Origin of the sequence: Rhizobium pisi (genome assembly GCF_003938655.1) — a bacterium.
GTDB classification, from domain to species: domain Bacteria; phylum Pseudomonadota; class Alphaproteobacteria; order Rhizobiales; family Rhizobiaceae; genus Rhizobium; species Rhizobium pisi.
In genome coordinates, this window is the sequence record NZ_RJJT01000003.1 from 68,574 (window position 1) to 83,635 (window position 15,062).

22 protein-coding genes and 1 tRNA gene are annotated in these 15,062 nt (G+C 59.7%); 14 read left to right on the top strand and 9 right to left on the bottom strand.

What is annotated here, in order from left to right; translation table 11 throughout:
- Positions 1 to 29 precede the first annotated feature (29 nt).
- On the top strand, positions 30 to 629 hold the full coding sequence (locus EFD55_RS04870; protein WP_245438394.1) for a DUF922 domain-containing Zn-dependent protease: 600 nt from the start codon (positions 30 to 32) through the stop codon (positions 627 to 629).
- Between the two features lie 31 nt (positions 630 to 660).
- On the opposite strand, the gene EFD55_RS04875 is transcribed toward EFD55_RS04870, so the two are convergent.
- Together EFD55_RS04875 and EFD55_RS04880 are read right to left on the bottom strand one after the other, a co-directional pair.
- Complete coding sequence (locus EFD55_RS04875) at positions 661 to 1,011, bottom strand: YidB family protein (protein WP_125843490.1); 351 nt, start codon at positions 1,009 to 1,011, stop codon at positions 661 to 663.
- Positions 1,012 to 1,081: 70 nt separating this feature from the next.
- Positions 1,082 to 1,561 (bottom strand): hypothetical protein, encoded by a 480-nt coding sequence (locus tag EFD55_RS04880; RefSeq protein WP_125843491.1) that lies wholly within the window; start codon positions 1,559 to 1,561, stop codon positions 1,082 to 1,084.
- Positions 1,562 to 1,821: 260 nt separating this feature from the next.
- On the opposite strand from EFD55_RS04880, the gene EFD55_RS04885 reads away from it, so the two are divergent.
- From EFD55_RS04885 to EFD55_RS04905, 5 genes are all read left to right on the top strand, one after another.
- Positions 1,822 to 2,175 carry a DUF1428 domain-containing protein gene (locus EFD55_RS04885; protein ID WP_125843492.1) on the top strand — a complete coding sequence of 118 codons (354 nt, stop codon included), beginning with the start codon at positions 1,822 to 1,824 and terminating at the stop codon, positions 2,173 to 2,175.
- Positions 2,176 to 2,283: 108 nt separating this feature from the next.
- A complete protein-coding gene (locus tag EFD55_RS04890; protein ID WP_125843493.1) occupies positions 2,284 to 3,036 on the top strand; it encodes a carbonic anhydrase in 753 nt (250 codons plus the stop codon).
- A gap of 87 nt (positions 3,037 to 3,123) precedes the next feature.
- Positions 3,124 to 3,546: a secondary thiamine-phosphate synthase enzyme YjbQ gene (locus EFD55_RS04895; RefSeq protein WP_125843494.1), complete on the top strand. Its 423-nt coding sequence runs from the start codon at positions 3,124 to 3,126 to the stop codon at positions 3,544 to 3,546.
- Between the two features lie 124 nt (positions 3,547 to 3,670).
- Positions 3,671 to 3,976 carry a hypothetical protein gene (locus EFD55_RS04900; protein WP_125843495.1) on the top strand — a complete coding sequence of 102 codons (306 nt, stop codon included), beginning with the start codon at positions 3,671 to 3,673 and terminating at the stop codon, positions 3,974 to 3,976.
- 149 nt (positions 3,977 to 4,125) lie between these two features.
- Positions 4,126 to 4,494, top strand: coding sequence for a hypothetical protein (locus EFD55_RS04905; protein WP_125843496.1), 369 nt, complete (start codon positions 4,126 to 4,128; stop codon positions 4,492 to 4,494).
- 131 nt (positions 4,495 to 4,625) lie between these two features.
- On the opposite strand, the gene EFD55_RS04910 is transcribed toward EFD55_RS04905, so the two are convergent.
- A complete protein-coding gene (locus EFD55_RS04910) occupies positions 4,626 to 5,366 on the bottom strand; it encodes an SIMPL domain-containing protein (protein WP_125843497.1) in 741 nt (246 codons plus the stop codon).
- Between the two features lie 371 nt (positions 5,367 to 5,737).
- Here EFD55_RS04910 and EFD55_RS04915 point away from each other — a divergent pair, with 371 nt between their 5' ends.
- Positions 5,738 to 6,289 (top strand): hypothetical protein, encoded by a 552-nt coding sequence (locus tag EFD55_RS04915; protein ID WP_125843498.1) that lies wholly within the window; start codon positions 5,738 to 5,740, stop codon positions 6,287 to 6,289.
- Between the two features lie 63 nt (positions 6,290 to 6,352).
- Here the strand turns inward: EFD55_RS04915 and EFD55_RS33040 are convergent, their stop codons facing one another.
- Complete coding sequence (locus EFD55_RS33040; protein ID WP_165504921.1) at positions 6,353 to 6,499, bottom strand: hypothetical protein; 147 nt, start codon at positions 6,497 to 6,499, stop codon at positions 6,353 to 6,355.
- A 222-nt stretch (positions 6,500 to 6,721) separates the two neighbouring features.
- On the opposite strand from EFD55_RS33040, the gene EFD55_RS04920 reads away from it, so the two are divergent.
- The 4 genes from EFD55_RS04920 to EFD55_RS04935 all read left to right on the top strand — a co-directional run bounded on the left by EFD55_RS04920 (position 6,722) and on the right by EFD55_RS04935 (position 8,997).
- Positions 6,722 to 6,910: a hypothetical protein gene (locus tag EFD55_RS04920; protein ID WP_125843499.1), complete on the top strand. Its 189-nt coding sequence runs from the start codon at positions 6,722 to 6,724 to the stop codon at positions 6,908 to 6,910.
- 228 nt (positions 6,911 to 7,138) lie between these two features.
- Positions 7,139 to 7,420 (top strand): hypothetical protein, encoded by a 282-nt coding sequence (locus EFD55_RS33045; protein WP_165504920.1) that lies wholly within the window; start codon positions 7,139 to 7,141, stop codon positions 7,418 to 7,420.
- Positions 7,421 to 7,508: 88 nt separating this feature from the next.
- A complete protein-coding gene (locus EFD55_RS04930) occupies positions 7,509 to 7,994 on the top strand; it encodes a hypothetical protein (RefSeq protein WP_125843500.1) in 486 nt (161 codons plus the stop codon).
- A 115-nt stretch (positions 7,995 to 8,109) separates the two neighbouring features.
- Positions 8,110 to 8,997, top strand: a complete 888-nt coding sequence (locus tag EFD55_RS04935) for a three-Cys-motif partner protein TcmP (protein ID WP_125843501.1) — start codon at positions 8,110 to 8,112, stop codon at positions 8,995 to 8,997.
- Here the strand turns inward: EFD55_RS04935 and EFD55_RS04940 are convergent.
- The gene (locus EFD55_RS04940) at positions 8,973 to 9,722 is read right to left on the bottom strand and encodes a DUF5131 family protein (protein WP_125843502.1); all 750 of its coding nucleotides are present in this window, start codon (positions 9,720 to 9,722) and stop codon (positions 8,973 to 8,975) included. The two genes, EFD55_RS04935 and EFD55_RS04940, sit on opposite strands and share 25 nt — an antisense overlap.
- Before the next feature lie 148 nt (positions 9,723 to 9,870).
- A tRNA-Ile gene (locus EFD55_RS04945) sits at positions 9,871 to 9,946 on the bottom strand.
- A gap of 203 nt (positions 9,947 to 10,149) precedes the next feature.
- Between EFD55_RS04945 and EFD55_RS04950 the strand changes: the two genes are divergently transcribed.
- The gene (locus tag EFD55_RS04950; protein ID WP_125843503.1) at positions 10,150 to 10,518 is read left to right on the top strand and encodes a response regulator; all 369 of its coding nucleotides are present in this window, start codon (positions 10,150 to 10,152) and stop codon (positions 10,516 to 10,518) included.
- 93 nt (positions 10,519 to 10,611) lie between these two features.
- Here the strand turns inward: EFD55_RS04950 and EFD55_RS04955 are convergent, their stop codons facing one another.
- From EFD55_RS04955 to EFD55_RS04965, 3 genes are all read right to left on the bottom strand, one after another.
- Positions 10,612 to 10,806 carry a hypothetical protein gene (locus EFD55_RS04955; RefSeq protein WP_125843504.1) on the bottom strand — a complete coding sequence of 65 codons (195 nt, stop codon included), beginning with the start codon at positions 10,804 to 10,806 and terminating at the stop codon, positions 10,612 to 10,614.
- Positions 10,803 to 11,468, bottom strand: coding sequence for an acyl-homoserine-lactone synthase (locus tag EFD55_RS04960; protein WP_125843505.1), 666 nt, complete (start codon positions 11,466 to 11,468; stop codon positions 10,803 to 10,805). The genes EFD55_RS04955 and EFD55_RS04960 overlap by 4 nt, the downstream gene beginning before the upstream one ends.
- Before the next feature lie 217 nt (positions 11,469 to 11,685).
- Entirely contained in the window at positions 11,686 to 12,411 is a 726-nt protein-coding gene (locus EFD55_RS04965) for a LuxR family transcriptional regulator (protein WP_125843506.1), read from the bottom strand.
- Between the two features lie 122 nt (positions 12,412 to 12,533).
- Here EFD55_RS04965 and EFD55_RS04970 point away from each other — a divergent pair, with 122 nt between their 5' ends.
- Together EFD55_RS04970 and EFD55_RS04975 are read left to right on the top strand one after the other, a co-directional pair.
- Positions 12,534 to 12,728 (top strand): hypothetical protein, encoded by a 195-nt coding sequence (locus EFD55_RS04970; protein ID WP_125843507.1) that lies wholly within the window; start codon positions 12,534 to 12,536, stop codon positions 12,726 to 12,728.
- A gap of 389 nt (positions 12,729 to 13,117) precedes the next feature.
- On the top strand, positions 13,118 to 15,046 hold the full coding sequence (locus EFD55_RS04975) for a DUF5054 domain-containing protein (RefSeq protein WP_125843508.1): 1,929 nt from the start codon (positions 13,118 to 13,120) through the stop codon (positions 15,044 to 15,046).
- Positions 15,047 to 15,062: the final 16 nt, after the last annotated feature.

The window sequence follows — 15,062 nt, forward strand, 5'->3', positions numbered from 1 at the left end:
GGCGCGAAGCATTATCGAGTGGGGATTGCGTGACGAGACGTTCTTCAATTTGCGTGCTGGCGGCGTTTTTCGCATCGGTGCCGGCTATCGCCTTGGCCGAGTGGCAGGCTGTCGAAGAGGTGCGGCCCTATTCGATATCAGGCAAGACCGGGGCCGAACTTTATGAATCGATCGGGGCGCGGGGGCCCGAGGTTGGCGGCACGGGCAGGACGATCGCGCATACGACGTTTAAGCTAACCTGGACCCGGAAATACGAACCGCAGGGCAATGCCTGCACTATCGTGACCAACCGGCCGAAGCTCGTCATCACCTATACGCTGCCGAAACCTTCGGCTGAGCTGCCGGCCGCCGTCAAGAGCAGCTGGGAGGGCTTCATTTCAGGTGTGCAGGCTCACGAGCGGGTGCATGGCGAGACCATCAAGGACATGGTCAAGGAGATCGAGGCGACGAGCATCGGCCTGACCGTTGCCGACGACCCAAGTTGCAAGAAGATCAGGACCGAACTGACGCGGCGCCTTGGCGAGATCTCCCAGAGACAACGCCAGCGCGGCCGCGACTTCGACAAGATCGAACTCGGCGACGGCGGCAATATCCGCCAGCTCATCCTCAAGCTGGTCAATGGGCCCTGATCGGGCGAAGCGCGCTACTGCGCGTTGACGGTCACGAACTGCGGATCGTCCCATCCGGGCTTGCCTGATCCACCGCTGCCGGCAGGTGTTGCGCCAGGATATTCGCCACCTGATCTGTGGGCACGCCGAGCTTCTGCGCCAGCGAGACGAGATACTCGTTCGATAGCGCGGAACGGATTTCTTCAGGCGTGATCGGCTGGTTTTCGCCGCGTCCGAGCCAGGAATTGACCTGTGATCCGAGGCCGGCCTCGTTCAGCTTCGCCACCACTCCGTCCAGCCCGCCGAACTGGGAAAAGGCATCGGACATCAGGCCGCTGAGGCCGCCCGGATGGCTGCTGATCGCCTTGCTCAGCATGCCGCCCAAATTGTCAAAGAAACTCATGGTATCCTCCGTGTGGATCGTTGCCGACGCCGCCTTCAGGCGGCGCCGACGATTGCCGAGCGAGATGACGTCAGGACTTCAGTTTGCTGTTGCAGATGCTGTAATAGCCGCCGCCCTTCTTGATCCAGGTAAGGCCGTTCAGGGTGTTATCAGCCTTGTTGGCTTTGTATTGGTCGAGACAGGTATGCATTCTCGCCTTGCCGGGCGACTCGCTTGCATATTTCGCTGAAACCTTCGTGGGGAAGACCACACCCTTCGGGGCTTTGGTCGTGGTGGCCGCCGGCTCTGGTGCATTGTCGGTGTTGGCCATCGTCGGCTCTTCATCCTTGGCATCGCCTGCAGCAGGTGCCGCGGGCGCTGCCGCTGCATCGGTTCCGCATTGCGCCTTGCGGAAATCATTCCATTTCATTCCGTTCAGGCTGTTGGCCTCCTGTGCCGCTTTGTATTTGGCGCTGCATTCCTTCATGGTCAGGGCATTCGCGTGAGACGCGAAAGTGAATGCTCCGATACCAAGGGCGATGGCTGTTCCGATAGAAGCAAGCTTGATCATGAATACATCCTCCACGAACTGTGTTGATGCCGACGCCTGAACGCGGGGTGGGTACCGTCAGGCCACTCCAGATCGCGGAGCAATACTGTCGAATTTTAGGCAATAATTATATAAGTACGGAATAAAACAGTATTTTTTGATATTAAGCATGCTGCTGGCCCGCTTCCAACCGGGCGAATGGTTCGCCGGGGTGGACCTCTCCGATCCGTTTCCTATCTCTCCCGTCAATACGAGGCGCAGACGCGCGGAGGAGGAGTGAAATGTCTTATGTCGATGGTTTCGTGGTGGCGGTGCCGAGGGAGAATATCGAGGCCTATAAGAAGTTCTCGACTTTCGCCGGCTCGATCTGGAAGGAATATGGCGCGCTCGAATATGTCGAATGCCTCGGCGACGACGTGCCCTATGGCGAATTGACCTCCTTTCCCCGCGCCGTACAGGCCAAAGAGGACGAGGTGGTGGTCTTTTCCTGGATCACCTATCGCTCTCGACAGGAGCGCGACGAGATCAATGCCAAGGTGATGGATGATCCGAGACTGAAGGGCGACGGCTGGCAGATGCCGTTCGATGGCAAGCGGATGATCTACGGCGGCTTCGAGACGCTGCTCAAGCTCTGACGCCCGTCTTCCAAATGTCATGTGCTTGATGTTTCAATCTGCACGATAAGCGTGCATAATTTCCGCGGGGCTCGGCCGGCCGCCGGCTGCCTCGTTGGGGGGACGGAGATGCAGCGACGTGATTTCATCAGGGGATTGATCGTGCTTGGCGCCTGTCCGGCCTGCGCCCGGGCGGGCTTTGCCGCGGAGGCTGGGAATTGGAGCTATGAGGGACAATCCGGCCCTGACCACTGGGGTGCGCTGGCGCCTGAGAACGCCGTCTGTTCGGCCGGTTCGCAGCAATCGCCGCTCGACCTGACCGGCGCCGTCAAGGCTGAGCTTCCGCCGCTTGCGATCGACTGGAAGCCGGGCGGGCAGATCGTCAACAACGGCCACATGATACAGGTCAACATGCCTGACGGCAGCAGGCTTTCGCGCGGCGGCAAGAGCTACGAGTTGCTGCAATATCATTTCCATGCGCCGAGCGAACATCATGTCGATGGCAGAAGCTTCCCGATGGAAGTCCATTTCGTCCATAAGCACCGGGAAAGCGGCGCGCTAGGCGTGCTCGGCGTGTTCATCACGCCGGGTGCCACCAATGCTACTTTCTCGCGGCTGGCGGCCGCCTTTCCGAAAACATCGGGCGGCGAAGCGGTAGTCGAAGATGTCGATCCGAACGGGTTGCTGCCGAAAGAATTCTCCTACTGGTCCTATGAGGGGTCGCTGACGACGCCGCCCTGCAGCGAGATCGTCGACTGGATGGTGGCGAGACAGCCGATCGAGGTCGATGAGAAGGATATAAAGACCTTCACGGCGGTCTATCCGATGAATGCCCGGCCGGTGCTTGCCGCCAACCGGCGCTTCATCCTCTCCTCACCCTGAAACGGCCATTGACTTGCCCGGGCAAGCTTGACTTGCCGACCGCGGCTTGCCACCTCGCGGGGATATCCTTGCAAGATGGAGAGCGCCTTGCCTCAGACGATCCTCACCCTGTCCACGCGCGGGCAGGGCCTTTACGAATTCACTGACCAGGCTGATGCTTTCGTCAGCGTGTCAGGGCAGGAGGAGGGCTTGCTCACCGTCTTCGTGCGCCACACCTCCTGCTCGCTGCTGATCCAGGAAAACGCCGATCCCGACGTGCGCACCGATCTTCTCGCCTTCTTCCGCCGCCTCGTGCCGCCGGCCTCCGATCCCTCGATGGGCTGGGTCGTGCATAGGGACGAAGGACCGGACGATATGCCGGCGCATATCAAGTCGGCGCTGACGCAGGTGTCGATCGGCATTCCCGTCGCCAGGGGGCGCCTGATGCTCGGCACCTGGCAGGGCATCTATCTCTTCGAACATCGGGACCGGCCGCACCGGCGCGAAATCGTGCTGCATCTCAGCCCCTGAAAGGGGTAATCCTTCTGAATGAGAAGTGAATGCCCGGTTCGAACGCCATTCAGTTTGCAGCGTCTACTGTCGAGGCAATCCCTGAAGGGAGACCTTGGGTAAAACCGATCGACGGAGACACTCCATGACGCATTTCCTCACCAAGGCTTGCTTTGCCGCAGTGCTGGCGCTTTGCTCCATTCCGGCCACTATTTCCACCGCCGCCGCCGCGGGACCGCAGACGAATCTCGTCGTCGAGGCGCAATATCATCGCCCGATATATGGCTGCTCGCCGATGCGGGCCGTGCGCAAGGCGCATTATCTCGGCCTGCGGGATGTCCGCATTGCCCGCATGTCGCCGCGCGTCGTCGTCGTTGCCGGGCGCGACCGCCGTGGCTGGGACAGGATCACCTTCGCGAATGTCCGCGGCTGCCCGCTGATCCGGCGCTGAGGCGGCACTTGGCGCCGTTTTGCCTTGACGGCGCCACTTTCAGCCGTCTTGTGTCTAATCCGTATGGGTGATTCCCGCATGATGGTGCGGCGTGATGCGGAGAGTGGGAGGGCGGCTCGGCCGCACGACCTTAAAGGAGAGGTTCTTAAATGATGCAGTTTCTGGCAAAGGCGGGTCTTGCCGCCATGCTGACAGCCGGCACCCTTGCCGGCACGGTGGCCCCGGCTGCCGCCCAGTTCAATATCATTATCGGTGAGCCGGACCGTGGTCCGCCGCCGGATTACCGCCGCCCGCCGCCGGATTATCGCCGTCCGGGTCCGCCGCCCGGTTACGGCCGGCCGATGCGCGGCTGCGATCCGCGTCTTGCCGAAGATATGGCCCGGGATTACGGCTTCCGCCGCGCGCGCGTCGTCGATATCACCCCGCGCCGCGTCATCGTGCAGGGCTGGACACGTCGCGGCCCCGACGAGATGAGCTTCGCCAATGTGCGCGGCTGCCCCGCTCTGCGCCGCTACTAAAACCATTGCCGCCTCGTCTCCCCGATGCGGCGGCCAAGAACCGCCTTTGCCCGTCTCCCCAGGTCGGCAAGGGCGGTTTCTTTTTGTGCGGCCAAGCGGAAGAAACGATCTTCTTCCGCCCGGCCAAAGGCTTACTGGTCGATCGCGAAGGTCACGGTGACGCTGACATTGTAGTTGTTCTCGCCGCCCTGGACGGGAACGGCGCCGTCTGAAGCTTCCTTCATCATCGTGGCGCGATAGACCGGCTGCGGCAGCGGGCGCGGCACATTTTCGTTGATCTCGATGATGCGGCCGAGCTTGACGCCGGCGGCTTCGCTCAGCGTCTTCGCCTTCTTCACGGCATCGGCAACGGCATTCTTGCGCGCCGTTTCGAGGGCTGCTTCCGGCTTGTCGTTGGTGAACTGGATGTCGCCGCCCTGGTTGATGCCGAGTGTGACGGACTGGTCGATCACCTGGCCGAGCTTGGAAAGATCGCGCAGCCGGACGGTGACGGAATTGATGGTCTGGTAGCCGACCAGCTGCGGTTGCGCGGGCTGGCCGTCGGTCGGCTGCGGATAATTGTATTGCGGTTGGATCGAAAAGCCCGAGGTCTGCAGGTCGCGTTCGGCGATGCCGCCGTCCTTCAGCGCCTTGAGCACCTCGTTCATTGCCTTGTTGTTCTCATCAAGCGCTTCGCGGGCGGTTTTCGCCTGCTTGACGACAGCGAGATTGACGACGGCCATGTCAGGCGCCACGGCCGATTCGCCGTCCCCCGTCACCGAGATCACCGGCTCGCGCGGCTTTGCCTCCTGCGCAAATGCCGGCGCTGCGGCGGCCAGCGGCAGGGCCAGAAGGGCAGTCATCACAATAGTCTTTGATAGAATCGGCGCCATGTTTCATTCCCTAGTTGTCGTTTCCCGGATGAGCTTTCTGTCGGTTGATTGTGAAGCTATTGCGGCGGAAAAGACAGGCGCATGTGTATCGGGAGAAAAATGTGAGGGATGCGTGCGTTGGGGCTTGAGCACGAAGGCTATTCGCTGATCCTTAAAAGCCAAAACGCCTGGACAGGAACCGACGGGTTGCTATCCCGCGACATTGCAAGCAAACAACACTCCTCCCAGCACAAACCGACTTGGCAACGCGACCGCTTCCCAAATCCCGCAAAGCTGCTAGCAATGACAGCGGGTTAAGAAACAGACGGCGGCCGCTTCAAAACGGGCGCCCAAGGGGCTTCCGGACACAAAGTGGCCGGCGAGGGGGCAGGATGCGTTTCATGGCAGTTTTTTCGATCGTCCTCGCCATCGGGTTGGCGGGGTGCACTCAGGTGGCGGAAAAGGTGGAGAACGCCGCCAACCGCTCTTACACCAGCTATGCGCTGGGCAAGCCCTATTCAGAGATTGCGAATCTTGGCCAGTCGCCGATGGCGCAGCTTTCGGGCTCGGAGGCGACCTTCGGGCCGATGATCGGCGCGACGCCGTTGAAGAACGGTATGATGATCTACCGGCACATGGCGCCGGCCGCCAAGACCGAGACCGGCACGAATTTCGCCGGCCTGGTCGGCAGTTCCACCGTTTCGCAGAACAACCGGCTTTCCTATTTCCTGGTGGGTGCCGACGGGATCGTCAAGGATTGGGCGACGGGCTCGGTGCAAGGCAGCGCCAGCGACTGCGTGCAGTATATCGGCGGCATCATCAAGCGCTGCAGCGATATGCGGCAGCTCCAGGCCTCGCTCGCGCTCTACGACATGCGCGTGGCGACCAAGGGCGGCCAACCCATTTCCAGCTGGGGCGAGCCGGCTGCACCCGTTGTGAACTGAGGGGAAGGGCCGGCCGGGATAAGGTCGTTTGCCTTATCCCGCGGCCAGCGGACGCGTTGACGATCAGGCGCCGAAATCATCCATGAAGGATGGATGGATGGCGGGCGTGCGTTCTTCGCGGGCTTCGCGAATGCGCTGGGGAACAGCCCCGAGACCGCTAACGAAACGGCTCAGGAGCCGGCGGTTGAAAAGTTTCTGTATGGCACTCATTGCAATTCACTCATTCTTTTTTTTGTTAGCCGGCAGCGTATATTTTGCGCAGGCTGCCGGAACAATGGGCAATTTTGCATGACAGTTATGTGACAGCGCATAGGCTTGAGAAAGCAGCCTGTTAGGCGATCACATTGACGTTAAGAGGGGTCGTCCAGGCGGTCGGGCGCTATACATCGTCCATTTGGGGCAAAGTCATGCCCTTGCGAAGGAGAAGCTCAGATGACCCGATTTTTCGCATTTATCACAGTGGGAACGCTGATCAGCCTTGCCACGATCACTTCGGCCTGCACCTCGTCCGGAAGCCTCGACCAGACTTCGTCGATTGGTGGCTATTATGAGAGCCAGCCGCTCAATCCGGCTTGCGGGGGTGGGTTCAGGCCTAGTGATGGGCGGTCTTGTAGTTATTAGGGCCGCGCTCGGCTCGCAATCGATGACGACGTGGCGAGTAACAGGTAAACAATCGCCCCGGGGCGTAGCGTGCATATGTCGTTGCTTGGACATAACGAATATGGAAGCTGCAGTCTGTTCAAAAAATGCCTCATTCACTCGATCGATTAGCTACTTAGCTTAGGGGAATCGGTATGAGATGCGAAGGCGCCAGCCCTTGAGGGCGGGCCTCGGCTTGGTGGGGAATGAATGAGCACGGCATTTGCTTTTCTAGGTTTGTTCACCATCATTTACATGGGCTGGAACCTGCTCACGTCACTATTCGTGTGGCGCCGAAGAAAGTCTAAATTTAAACGTGCCGGGATCGCCTTCCTTGTCCTAACTGGCTCGACTTTAATCTGCGGCATTCTGTTGGAACACGAAGCGCGGGATGCCGGCTTCGAAAGTACCAGTGATAGGGAAGACGCGAATAGCGTCGGTATTTACGATCCGGCAATTTGGAACGCCGAGAAGGCGGCCGAGCTGCGATAGCCGAAGGCTGAGCGAGCGACGGTGAAGGCCGAGTGAACTAAGCAGGCAGATCACGCCTGCCTAACGGCAATAGGTTGGGGAGCAGAGTTTGAACGGTCGGGGATTGATCTTTGGTATTGCCCTTGTGGCATCTTCCAGCTTGGCGATGGCTGATGAAAGGGTGGTCGAGAAATATGGGGACTTCCAATGCCTTAATGGGTTTGGACTTGTCCAGCCGCGGAGCAATCTGGTGAAAGTCTCTATGCCGCAGATTACCGAGGAACAGGATTTGGGGAACCCACTGCGTACAGAAGTCAGAATCAACCTGCCGATCCAAAACAAGGCGCCGACCGATCTTTATTTCGCGTCTGACTTTTTGTTTCTCAATAGCGCTGGCAGGCCGATTGCCGCTCTGAATGTCAGTTCATCGGACTTTCGAGTGGGTCGAGGCCAGAGTATTACGGCTAGCGGTGTTACATCGGTTAGCGGCAGTGTAGGGCTGCAGGCGAAGCAACTATGCATGCGTTGGTTTATTATGCAGGTTCCGAAATCCGTATCATCAGGAGGTGATCGCGTCGAAGATACGGCGCAATAGGAAAAGCTTAGGCAGTATTCCTTGGATGTTATTAGAGACTAGCTTGACTGTGAGACTTAGCCTGCCAGATTGCTATCCATCGGCGAGTATCTGATTCAGTTGTAGGCAAGGCAAATTGGACGCTAGGCACTTCTTTGGTAGTTCCGAAACGGAAAGAAAGCTGGATTGCCTCCGCAGGTATCTCACCGCCTATACGACGGCGCTGCAAAACAAGGCGTTTTCTCGCATCTACATTGATGCTTTTGCCGGCACGGGAAGCAGAACGGAGACGAAAGCGGTCCTCCCCTTTATGGGCCACGGCGAAGAGTCGGTCGTCGAGGTTTCCACGCCCGGCAGCGCGCGGATTGCTTTGGAGACAAGGCCAGCGTTCCATCATGTTCTGTTGATCGAGAAGGACCCACAACGCGTCGCTGCGCTCAAAGGTGTGCTGAGTGAGTATCCTGAAAGCCGAGCACAAGTCCGTGAGGGAGACGCAAATAGGATCGTCCAACACGTCTGCAACCGGTACCACTGGCAACGAGAGCGGATGAGAGGAGTCGTATTTCTCGATCCTTATGGGATGGAAGTCTCTTGGGAAACTGTCGAGGCGGTAGCCAAGACGGAGGCGCTCGACTGTTGGTATTTCTTCCCGTTGTCAGGGTTATACCGAAACGCGCCAATGGATCCTGAGCGATTGGATGCTAGCAAGGTCGCGATTCTCAACAGGGTCTTCGGCACTTCGACCTGGCGAGATGAATGGTATGAACATAGAGCCCATCAACTCGACATATTCGGGGAACGGGTCGTTGAGGAACGTCGGACGTTTGACGTCAATCGAATCGAAGCTTGGGTCGGCGACAGACTTCGATCCGTGTTCAAGGGCGGAGTTCTGGAACCCATGCGGCTGCATCATCCGAATGGCGCCCCAATGGCTTCGCTCTTCTTTGCAATCGCAAACCCGAACAAAGCCGCCGTCAGATTGGCAACCGAGATTGCAGGTCACATACTCACGCGCGGCATCTGATCCCAGGTTCGCTGACGGTAGATTCTCCCTGTAGCCTTCTTGTTCTTGCCACCCCATTGTTTGAAAAAGAAGGCCGCATCGGCGTCGCTGCACATGTCGAAAATCTCGTCAATCCACGAGGGCTCGATATGTCGGGCGTTAGGCCCAGATTCTCCGCCTACGATAGCCCAATGAATTCCATCTAATGAACCGCCTGCCACAGAGCCGATGAGGGGCTCGAACGAGACGAAGCGGATTGCTGCAGGGATTACTCGAAGCTCGTCTAGACGGTGGAGTACGCGACTGTCTTCTACGCTCGTTCCCAGCCAAACATTTGGCAAAACCCGGAAACCATCACGAAGGGTTTGTGCCATTCGATCCGGTCGCTTCGTTAGGATTTGGTATGTGTGACGTTCAGTCCGCGCCATAACATCCCAAACTTTCCGTACAAATTCCACGGGAACGCCCGGATGAAAGAGGTCGGACATCGAGTTGACGAATACGTTTCGAGGCTTCACCCAGGTATCGGGAATGCTCAGCGCGGTGGCGTCCAATCGAATGTCACCCGTCCATTTTGCGCGGCTACCGCTCTTTCGCGTAAGCCCGCGATATTTTTCTAGGCCCATCGCATCAAGACGGGCTGCCATTCTCATAGCATAGCAGTTTGTGCAGCCCGCACTCATGATTGAGCAACCAGCAACAGGGTTCCAGGTGGCATCAGTCCACTCGATAGATGTTTCTGCCATTGCCTCGTCCTGACAAACTGCAAACCAAATTACATCGAAAATCGTTTAGGAGCAGTTTCTATGCAAATTATAGGCCGTCATGCGACGTTTTGCTTGGATAGCTATTCGAGATCCTGGCATCGGCCGCGATGTGAAAAGCCTGAAAAAATGGTGGGCCCGGAGGGACTCGAACCCCCAACCAAGCGGTTATGAGCCGCCGGCTCTAACCATTGAGCTACAGGCCCTTGGGCGCCGAAGGCCGGCACCGTGGATGCCGGGGCAATGGTTCCCGCGGCATGGGTTCGCTCTAACGCAAATTGCTGGGAGCCACAAGCGGAGAGCGCAAGCATCTGTGGATGATGCATGTTTCATGGGCAGAGGTACTGGAACCTTCTCGCGCGGGCCGCACTTATGCGAATCGCATACCGCATGAAAAGGGCGATCTGAGATGGTGGGATTGAACAGTGCCGTGGTGCTCATCGTGGAGGACGAGCCGGTGATCCGGTTCAATGTCCTCGATGCGCTTGAGGACGTCGGCCATGTGGCGCTGGAGGCGGCCAATGCCGATGAGGCGCTGGTGGTGCTGAAGGGGAGGCAGGATATCGATATCCTCTTCACCGACGTCAATATGGCCGGTTCGATGGACGGCATCCAGCTTGCCAAGCGGGTGAGGGCGATGCGGCCGAACATCGGCATCATCATCACCTCGGGCTTGGTGCAGCTCGATCCGATGGCGCTGCCGGCCAATGCCGCCTTCCTGCCGAAGCCCTATATGCACGACGCGCTGATTTCGGCGATCGATTCGCTGATGACGTGACGCGGCGCGCAGCCCGAAAACCTGTTGCGGGTTTTCGGGCTGCGCGCGGGGGCGCCGGGAGCATGCTCGTCTTCAGATGTGGCGGAGGGAACCTCAGCTGAAGCTGCTCTTCAGCGCCTCGTTTTCGTAATGGGCCTTCTTCTCATAGATCGTGAACAGAGCCATCGAGAGGAGATAGGAGAGGAAGGGATCCCCTATCTGCGTAGCGATGTCGCGAGATGCGAGCACGTGGCGCTCCAGCGCGGTGATATCTTTCTGCATAGTGGTGTTTTCAGCGAGGCGGTTCATGCTGCCATCTCCAGGAATTGGGTCACGACCGAGCGGGCCGGCACGTGCCTGACATATAGGGGGAGGGTCAGGCCGAGGGCGGCGCGCATCTTGCGCAGCACGCGGTCCGACACTTCGAAGGCGCCGCAGCAGACGGGGTACTTGCCGTAGCCGTCTGCGCGGCCGAGTTCTTCCACTTCGGCGCCTGCGCGCTTGTAGACGCGCTTGAGATAGGGTTCGTAGTTGGAAATCATTGTGTGGATGCCGTGATCGAGCGCGCATTCGCAAAGGGCGAGCAGCATCATCGAGAAGGCGCGGCCGGCGTCGATATTCGGGAAATCCCGGGCGATCGCCTCTTCGTCGATGCACATGCGCGTGCCTTCCCAGATGCCGGGGGCGATGAGATCGGCGGCAGCGGGGAACGTCTCACGGAACACGTCGTAGAGAAGGGTCGGGCCGGTCGTCGGCATCAGGCGCATGCCGCCATAGAGACGGGTGCGGCTGTCGTTGCACCAGACGAGATAGGCAGGAGAAAGAGAATCGTAGCTGTCGCGCTCGTAGGGGCCGATGACAGGAACGTCCCAGCCCAGCGTATCGGCGAAGACCTTCTTGCGCAGGCGAAACATCTGGTCGAGTACGGCGGCGTATTTCTGATACTCATGTGCCTGAATGATAGCGAACATTTTGCCCTCCAGCGTTTGCAAGTCCGTGGAAAGCAGAATGGTTCAGGCGGGCCGGATCGGAAATTCCCTCAGATAGGCCCCCCCAGATGGGGGGATTAGCCCAAAAGTATGATGAAACGGGTTAGGACACGTGCAACCGCGGCGCGGCAAGGACCGCGACGCTCCGGCTCTTTTAATCGAGGCATCGCGCCGTCCGAAAACCGATTTCGGGTCGATACTAGGGATTGATGATGCGCAACTGTACGGCCCGCGAGGCGGCCGCCGAAATGGTGGCGCAGCCGAGCTTGAAGCGGGCGGTCTTCAGGTAATCGCGCGTGGTGTGCTCCGATATGCCCAATATGACCGAGATGTCCTTGTAATCCTTGCCGAGAGCCGTCCAATGCAGGCATTCGATCTCGCGCGGCGAAAGCGCCGGCACGGGATCGTTCTCGCCGTAGAGCTCGTAGACGGCTTTCCGATGGATCAGATGGGCGATCTCGATCCATTCGTTGCGGTAGCGGCGGACCAGCTCGACCCATTCCTCCTGCGGTATGCGGGCATTCACCGACAGCAGGGCGCGGCGCTGTGCCTTGTCGGCGACAGGAATGGAATAGCCGTTGCCGCCGATGCCGTGCTTCTGGGCGTCGACCAGCATGGCATAGGCCTCCGGCGTCGGCTCGACCTCGCTCCAGTCGAAAGGCAGCTGGCGTTCGAAGCCCTGCTTGACGATCGGATCGACCTTCACATAGCTGTTGAGGAGGTAGCGCGAGACCCAGGCATCCGGGTAGGTCCTGCGCACGAAGGGGGAATCGATCTTGCTCGCGATCGTCTGGGCGAGATGGTAGGTCACGAAATCGAGCGCATATTCGGCCTGCAGAATGCGGATGGCGGCATCCACATTGGCCGCGCCCTTGATCTGTTCGAAAGCGGACTCGAACTTTTCGCTATAGGTATTCTCGCTCATTTCCTACCGCCCCAATTCCTCAAACCTAACGTGACTTTCGTAACAAATACAAGGCATCCCCACATATGCGGGGAATGACTATTTCGGCCCCATCTGTTAGCGCCTTCATGAGGAGACCTCATATGGACAGCAAGAGACCATTCGAGATTGTCGAATGCCAGCAGGCGGCCAAAGGCCTGAAATCCAGCTGGCAGGACATGGCTGGTTCCGAAGCGCTGATCCGCGCGCTCGTTGCCGAACGCAACGGCGACACCCCGCTGGCGCTGTTCTGGACTGCAGTCCATAAAGCGCTCTGCGAGGAAAGCAACGCCTTCTGAAAAGGCGCTGCGAGCGGGCTCCGGCTTCTCCCCCCGATTTCCACAGGCTTGGCCGGACATCGAAACCGGCACCCGCGTCGCGACCAGCGAGGCCTTGCCACGGGTGAATACGTTTTCATCTTACTCCCGTACCCGATCTGCTTGGAGCACCGAACGGCGGCATTCCAAGGAGGTCAATGAGATTCGACATTCCTCCATCGATTTGAGCCGTTATGCTTGACGAAGCGTTTCCGACAGGCGCAATGGTGCCCGTGTAAACGGTTACACTGTGTCGCGGCGGTGCATGTTGGCGGAATAACATACGGCGTTCAGGAGCTGTTTCCCATGTCTGCCGCCGCCGGCACGAATGATTCGGGATGCCTGGGGGCTGTGAGCACAACGGAATTGAAATGACTGAAAAGCGCGTGCATCTCATCTTCAAGACCCATCTCGATATCGGTTTTACCGACCATGCCGAGAAAGTCCGCCGGCAATATCACGAGCGCTTCATTCCGCAGGCGATCGAGACGGCCAAGCATTTCCATGCCGAAAATCCAGACGTGCCGAAATTCATCTGGACGACAGGCGCCTGGCTGATCTGGGACCATCTGAATTCGCGCTCGGCGGGAGAAGTCGCGGCACTGGAACAGGCGATCGAGCGCGGGCTGATCCGCTGGCACGGCCTGCCGTTCACGACCCATACGGAGCTGATGTCGCCGGATCTCTTCCGGGCCGGGCTTTCCTATGCGCAAGAGCTCGACCGCCGCTTCGGCAAGACGACGATCGCCGCCAAGATGACCGACGTGCCCGGCCATACGCTCGGCATGGTGCCGCTGCTGGCAGAGGCCGGCATCCGCTTCCTGCATATCGGCGTCAACACGGCCTCGCCGCCGCCCGATGTGCCCGAGATCTTCCGCTGGCGGGCGCCTGACGGCGAGGAGGTTGTCGTCATGTACCAGCGCTCCTATGGCGAGACTTGTTTCCCGGAAGGCTTTGCGGACGGCCTGAGCTTTGCCCATACCAACGACAATATCGGCCCGCAGAGCGTGCCGCAGACGGCCGAAGCCTATCGGGAGCTACGCGCCCGCGAGCCGGACGCGGTTATCCGTGCTGCGACGCTCGATGACTATGGCGCCATTCTCTGGAACGGGCGCGAGCGCTTTCCCGTCGTCGAACTGGAACTTGGCGACAGCTGGATCCATGGCTCAGCCAGCGATCCCGTGAAGACGGCGCGGTTCCTGGCGCTGCAGCGGCTCTACGACAGCTTCGCGGCGGATGGTCTCGACCAACGCCGCCTTGCCTTCGGGCGCGGGCTGGCGATGGTGGCCGAGCATACCTGCGGCGTCGATATCAAGTCCTATCTGCGCGACGAAAAGGCGTGGTCGCGGGCCGATTTCGAGGCCGCGCGCCGGTCCGATTATCGCTTCGCCTATACCGAAGCCTCATGGGACGAGCAGCGGGCCTATCTCGACCAGGCGGTTTCGGAACTGGACGAGATAGACCGGAGCGCCGCCCAAGCCGCGCTTGCCGAATGCGCCGCACCCGCCGTGGTCGAAGGCGGCGGCCGGGACCTTACCCTCCGCGCCGGCGGCTGGTCGATCGCGCTCGACGCTGTCAGCGGGGATGTCGTCGAGATCGTCGCGCCCTCCGGCAGGAGGATTGCCGGCCGTAACGGTTCGCTGATCGCCTATCGATACGAAAGCTACGATGCCGGCGACGTCGAGCGGCACATGCGGACCTATCTGACCCATCGCGAGGAATGGGCGGTGCTCGACCACGACAAGCCGGGGCTCGCCCGCTCGGGTGCTGCCCTTTCCAAGGTCTTTCCGCCGGTGCTGGAGGCGACGCAAGGGACGGGTGTGCTTCTGTCGATGCCTGATGAGGCGGTGCAGGCGTACGGCGCGCCGGCCCGTGTGATGCTGCATTTCACCGCTACGGACGACCGGCTCGAATTGCGCCTGACATTGCGCGACAAGCCGGCCAATCGCATGCCGGAGGCGAGCTTCCTTTCCTTCACGCCCGAAAGCGTCACCGACTGGAGTTTCCTCAAGATGGGCCTCTGGCATCGATCGCCAAACATGGCGCCGGGCGGCGGGGCGCAATTGCAGGCGGTGAGTGCTGCGCGTGGCGATCTTGGCGGAGGAGATCGGCTCACGATCGAAACCTTCGATGCGCCGCTCGTTGCGCCTCAGAGTTGGGATTTCATGACGTTCTGCCGGACGCGGCCGGATTTTGACGCCGGCATCCGCTTCAATCTGCACAACAATAAATGGGGAACCAATTTCCCGATGTGGTGGCGGGGAGATTTTCAGGCTCGCTTCCGGCTCAGCATCGACTGAGCCGGAAGCGAGGCAA

Bases quoted from the DNA above. Each gene is read 5' to 3' on its own strand.
- EFD55_RS04880 (WP_125843491.1), bottom strand. From the start codon at position 1,561: ATGATCAAGCTTGCTTCTATCGGAACAGCCATCGCCCTTGGTATCGGA.
- EFD55_RS04885 (WP_125843492.1), top strand. From the start codon at position 1,822: ATGTCTTATGTCGATGGTTTCGTGGTGGCGGTGCCGAGGGAGAATATC.
- EFD55_RS04910 (WP_125843497.1), bottom strand. From the start codon at position 5,366: ATGGCGCCGATTCTATCAAAGACTATTGTGATGACTGCCCTTCTGGCC.
- EFD55_RS04875 (WP_125843490.1), bottom strand. From the start codon at position 1,011: ATGAGTTTCTTTGACAATTTGGGCGGCATGCTGAGCAAGGCGATCAGC.
- EFD55_RS04905 (WP_125843496.1), top strand. From the start codon at position 4,126: ATGATGCAGTTTCTGGCAAAGGCGGGTCTTGCCGCCATGCTGACAGCC.
- EFD55_RS04915 (WP_125843498.1), top strand. From the start codon at position 5,738: ATGCGTTTCATGGCAGTTTTTTCGATCGTCCTCGCCATCGGGTTGGCG.
- EFD55_RS04920 (WP_125843499.1), top strand. From the start codon at position 6,722: ATGACCCGATTTTTCGCATTTATCACAGTGGGAACGCTGATCAGCCTT.
- EFD55_RS04950 (WP_125843503.1), top strand. From the start codon at position 10,150: ATGGTGGGATTGAACAGTGCCGTGGTGCTCATCGTGGAGGACGAGCCG.
- EFD55_RS04970 (WP_125843507.1), top strand. From the start codon at position 12,534: ATGGACAGCAAGAGACCATTCGAGATTGTCGAATGCCAGCAGGCGGCC.
- EFD55_RS33040 (WP_165504921.1), bottom strand. From the start codon at position 6,499: ATGAGTGCCATACAGAAACTTTTCAACCGCCGGCTCCTGAGCCGTTTC.
- EFD55_RS04955 (WP_125843504.1), bottom strand. From the start codon at position 10,806: ATGAACCGCCTCGCTGAAAACACCACTATGCAGAAAGATATCACCGCG.
- EFD55_RS04940 (WP_125843502.1), bottom strand. From the start codon at position 9,722: ATGGCAGAAACATCTATCGAGTGGACTGATGCCACCTGGAACCCTGTT.
- EFD55_RS04975 (WP_125843508.1), top strand. From the start codon at position 13,118: ATGACTGAAAAGCGCGTGCATCTCATCTTCAAGACCCATCTCGATATC.
- EFD55_RS04965 (WP_125843506.1), bottom strand. From the start codon at position 12,411: ATGAGCGAGAATACCTATAGCGAAAAGTTCGAGTCCGCTTTCGAACAG.
- EFD55_RS33045 (WP_165504920.1), top strand. From the start codon at position 7,139: ATGAGCACGGCATTTGCTTTTCTAGGTTTGTTCACCATCATTTACATG.
- EFD55_RS04890 (WP_125843493.1), top strand. From the start codon at position 2,284: ATGCAGCGACGTGATTTCATCAGGGGATTGATCGTGCTTGGCGCCTGT.
- EFD55_RS04900 (WP_125843495.1), top strand. From the start codon at position 3,671: ATGACGCATTTCCTCACCAAGGCTTGCTTTGCCGCAGTGCTGGCGCTT.
- EFD55_RS04960 (WP_125843505.1), bottom strand. From the start codon at position 11,468: ATGTTCGCTATCATTCAGGCACATGAGTATCAGAAATACGCCGCCGTA.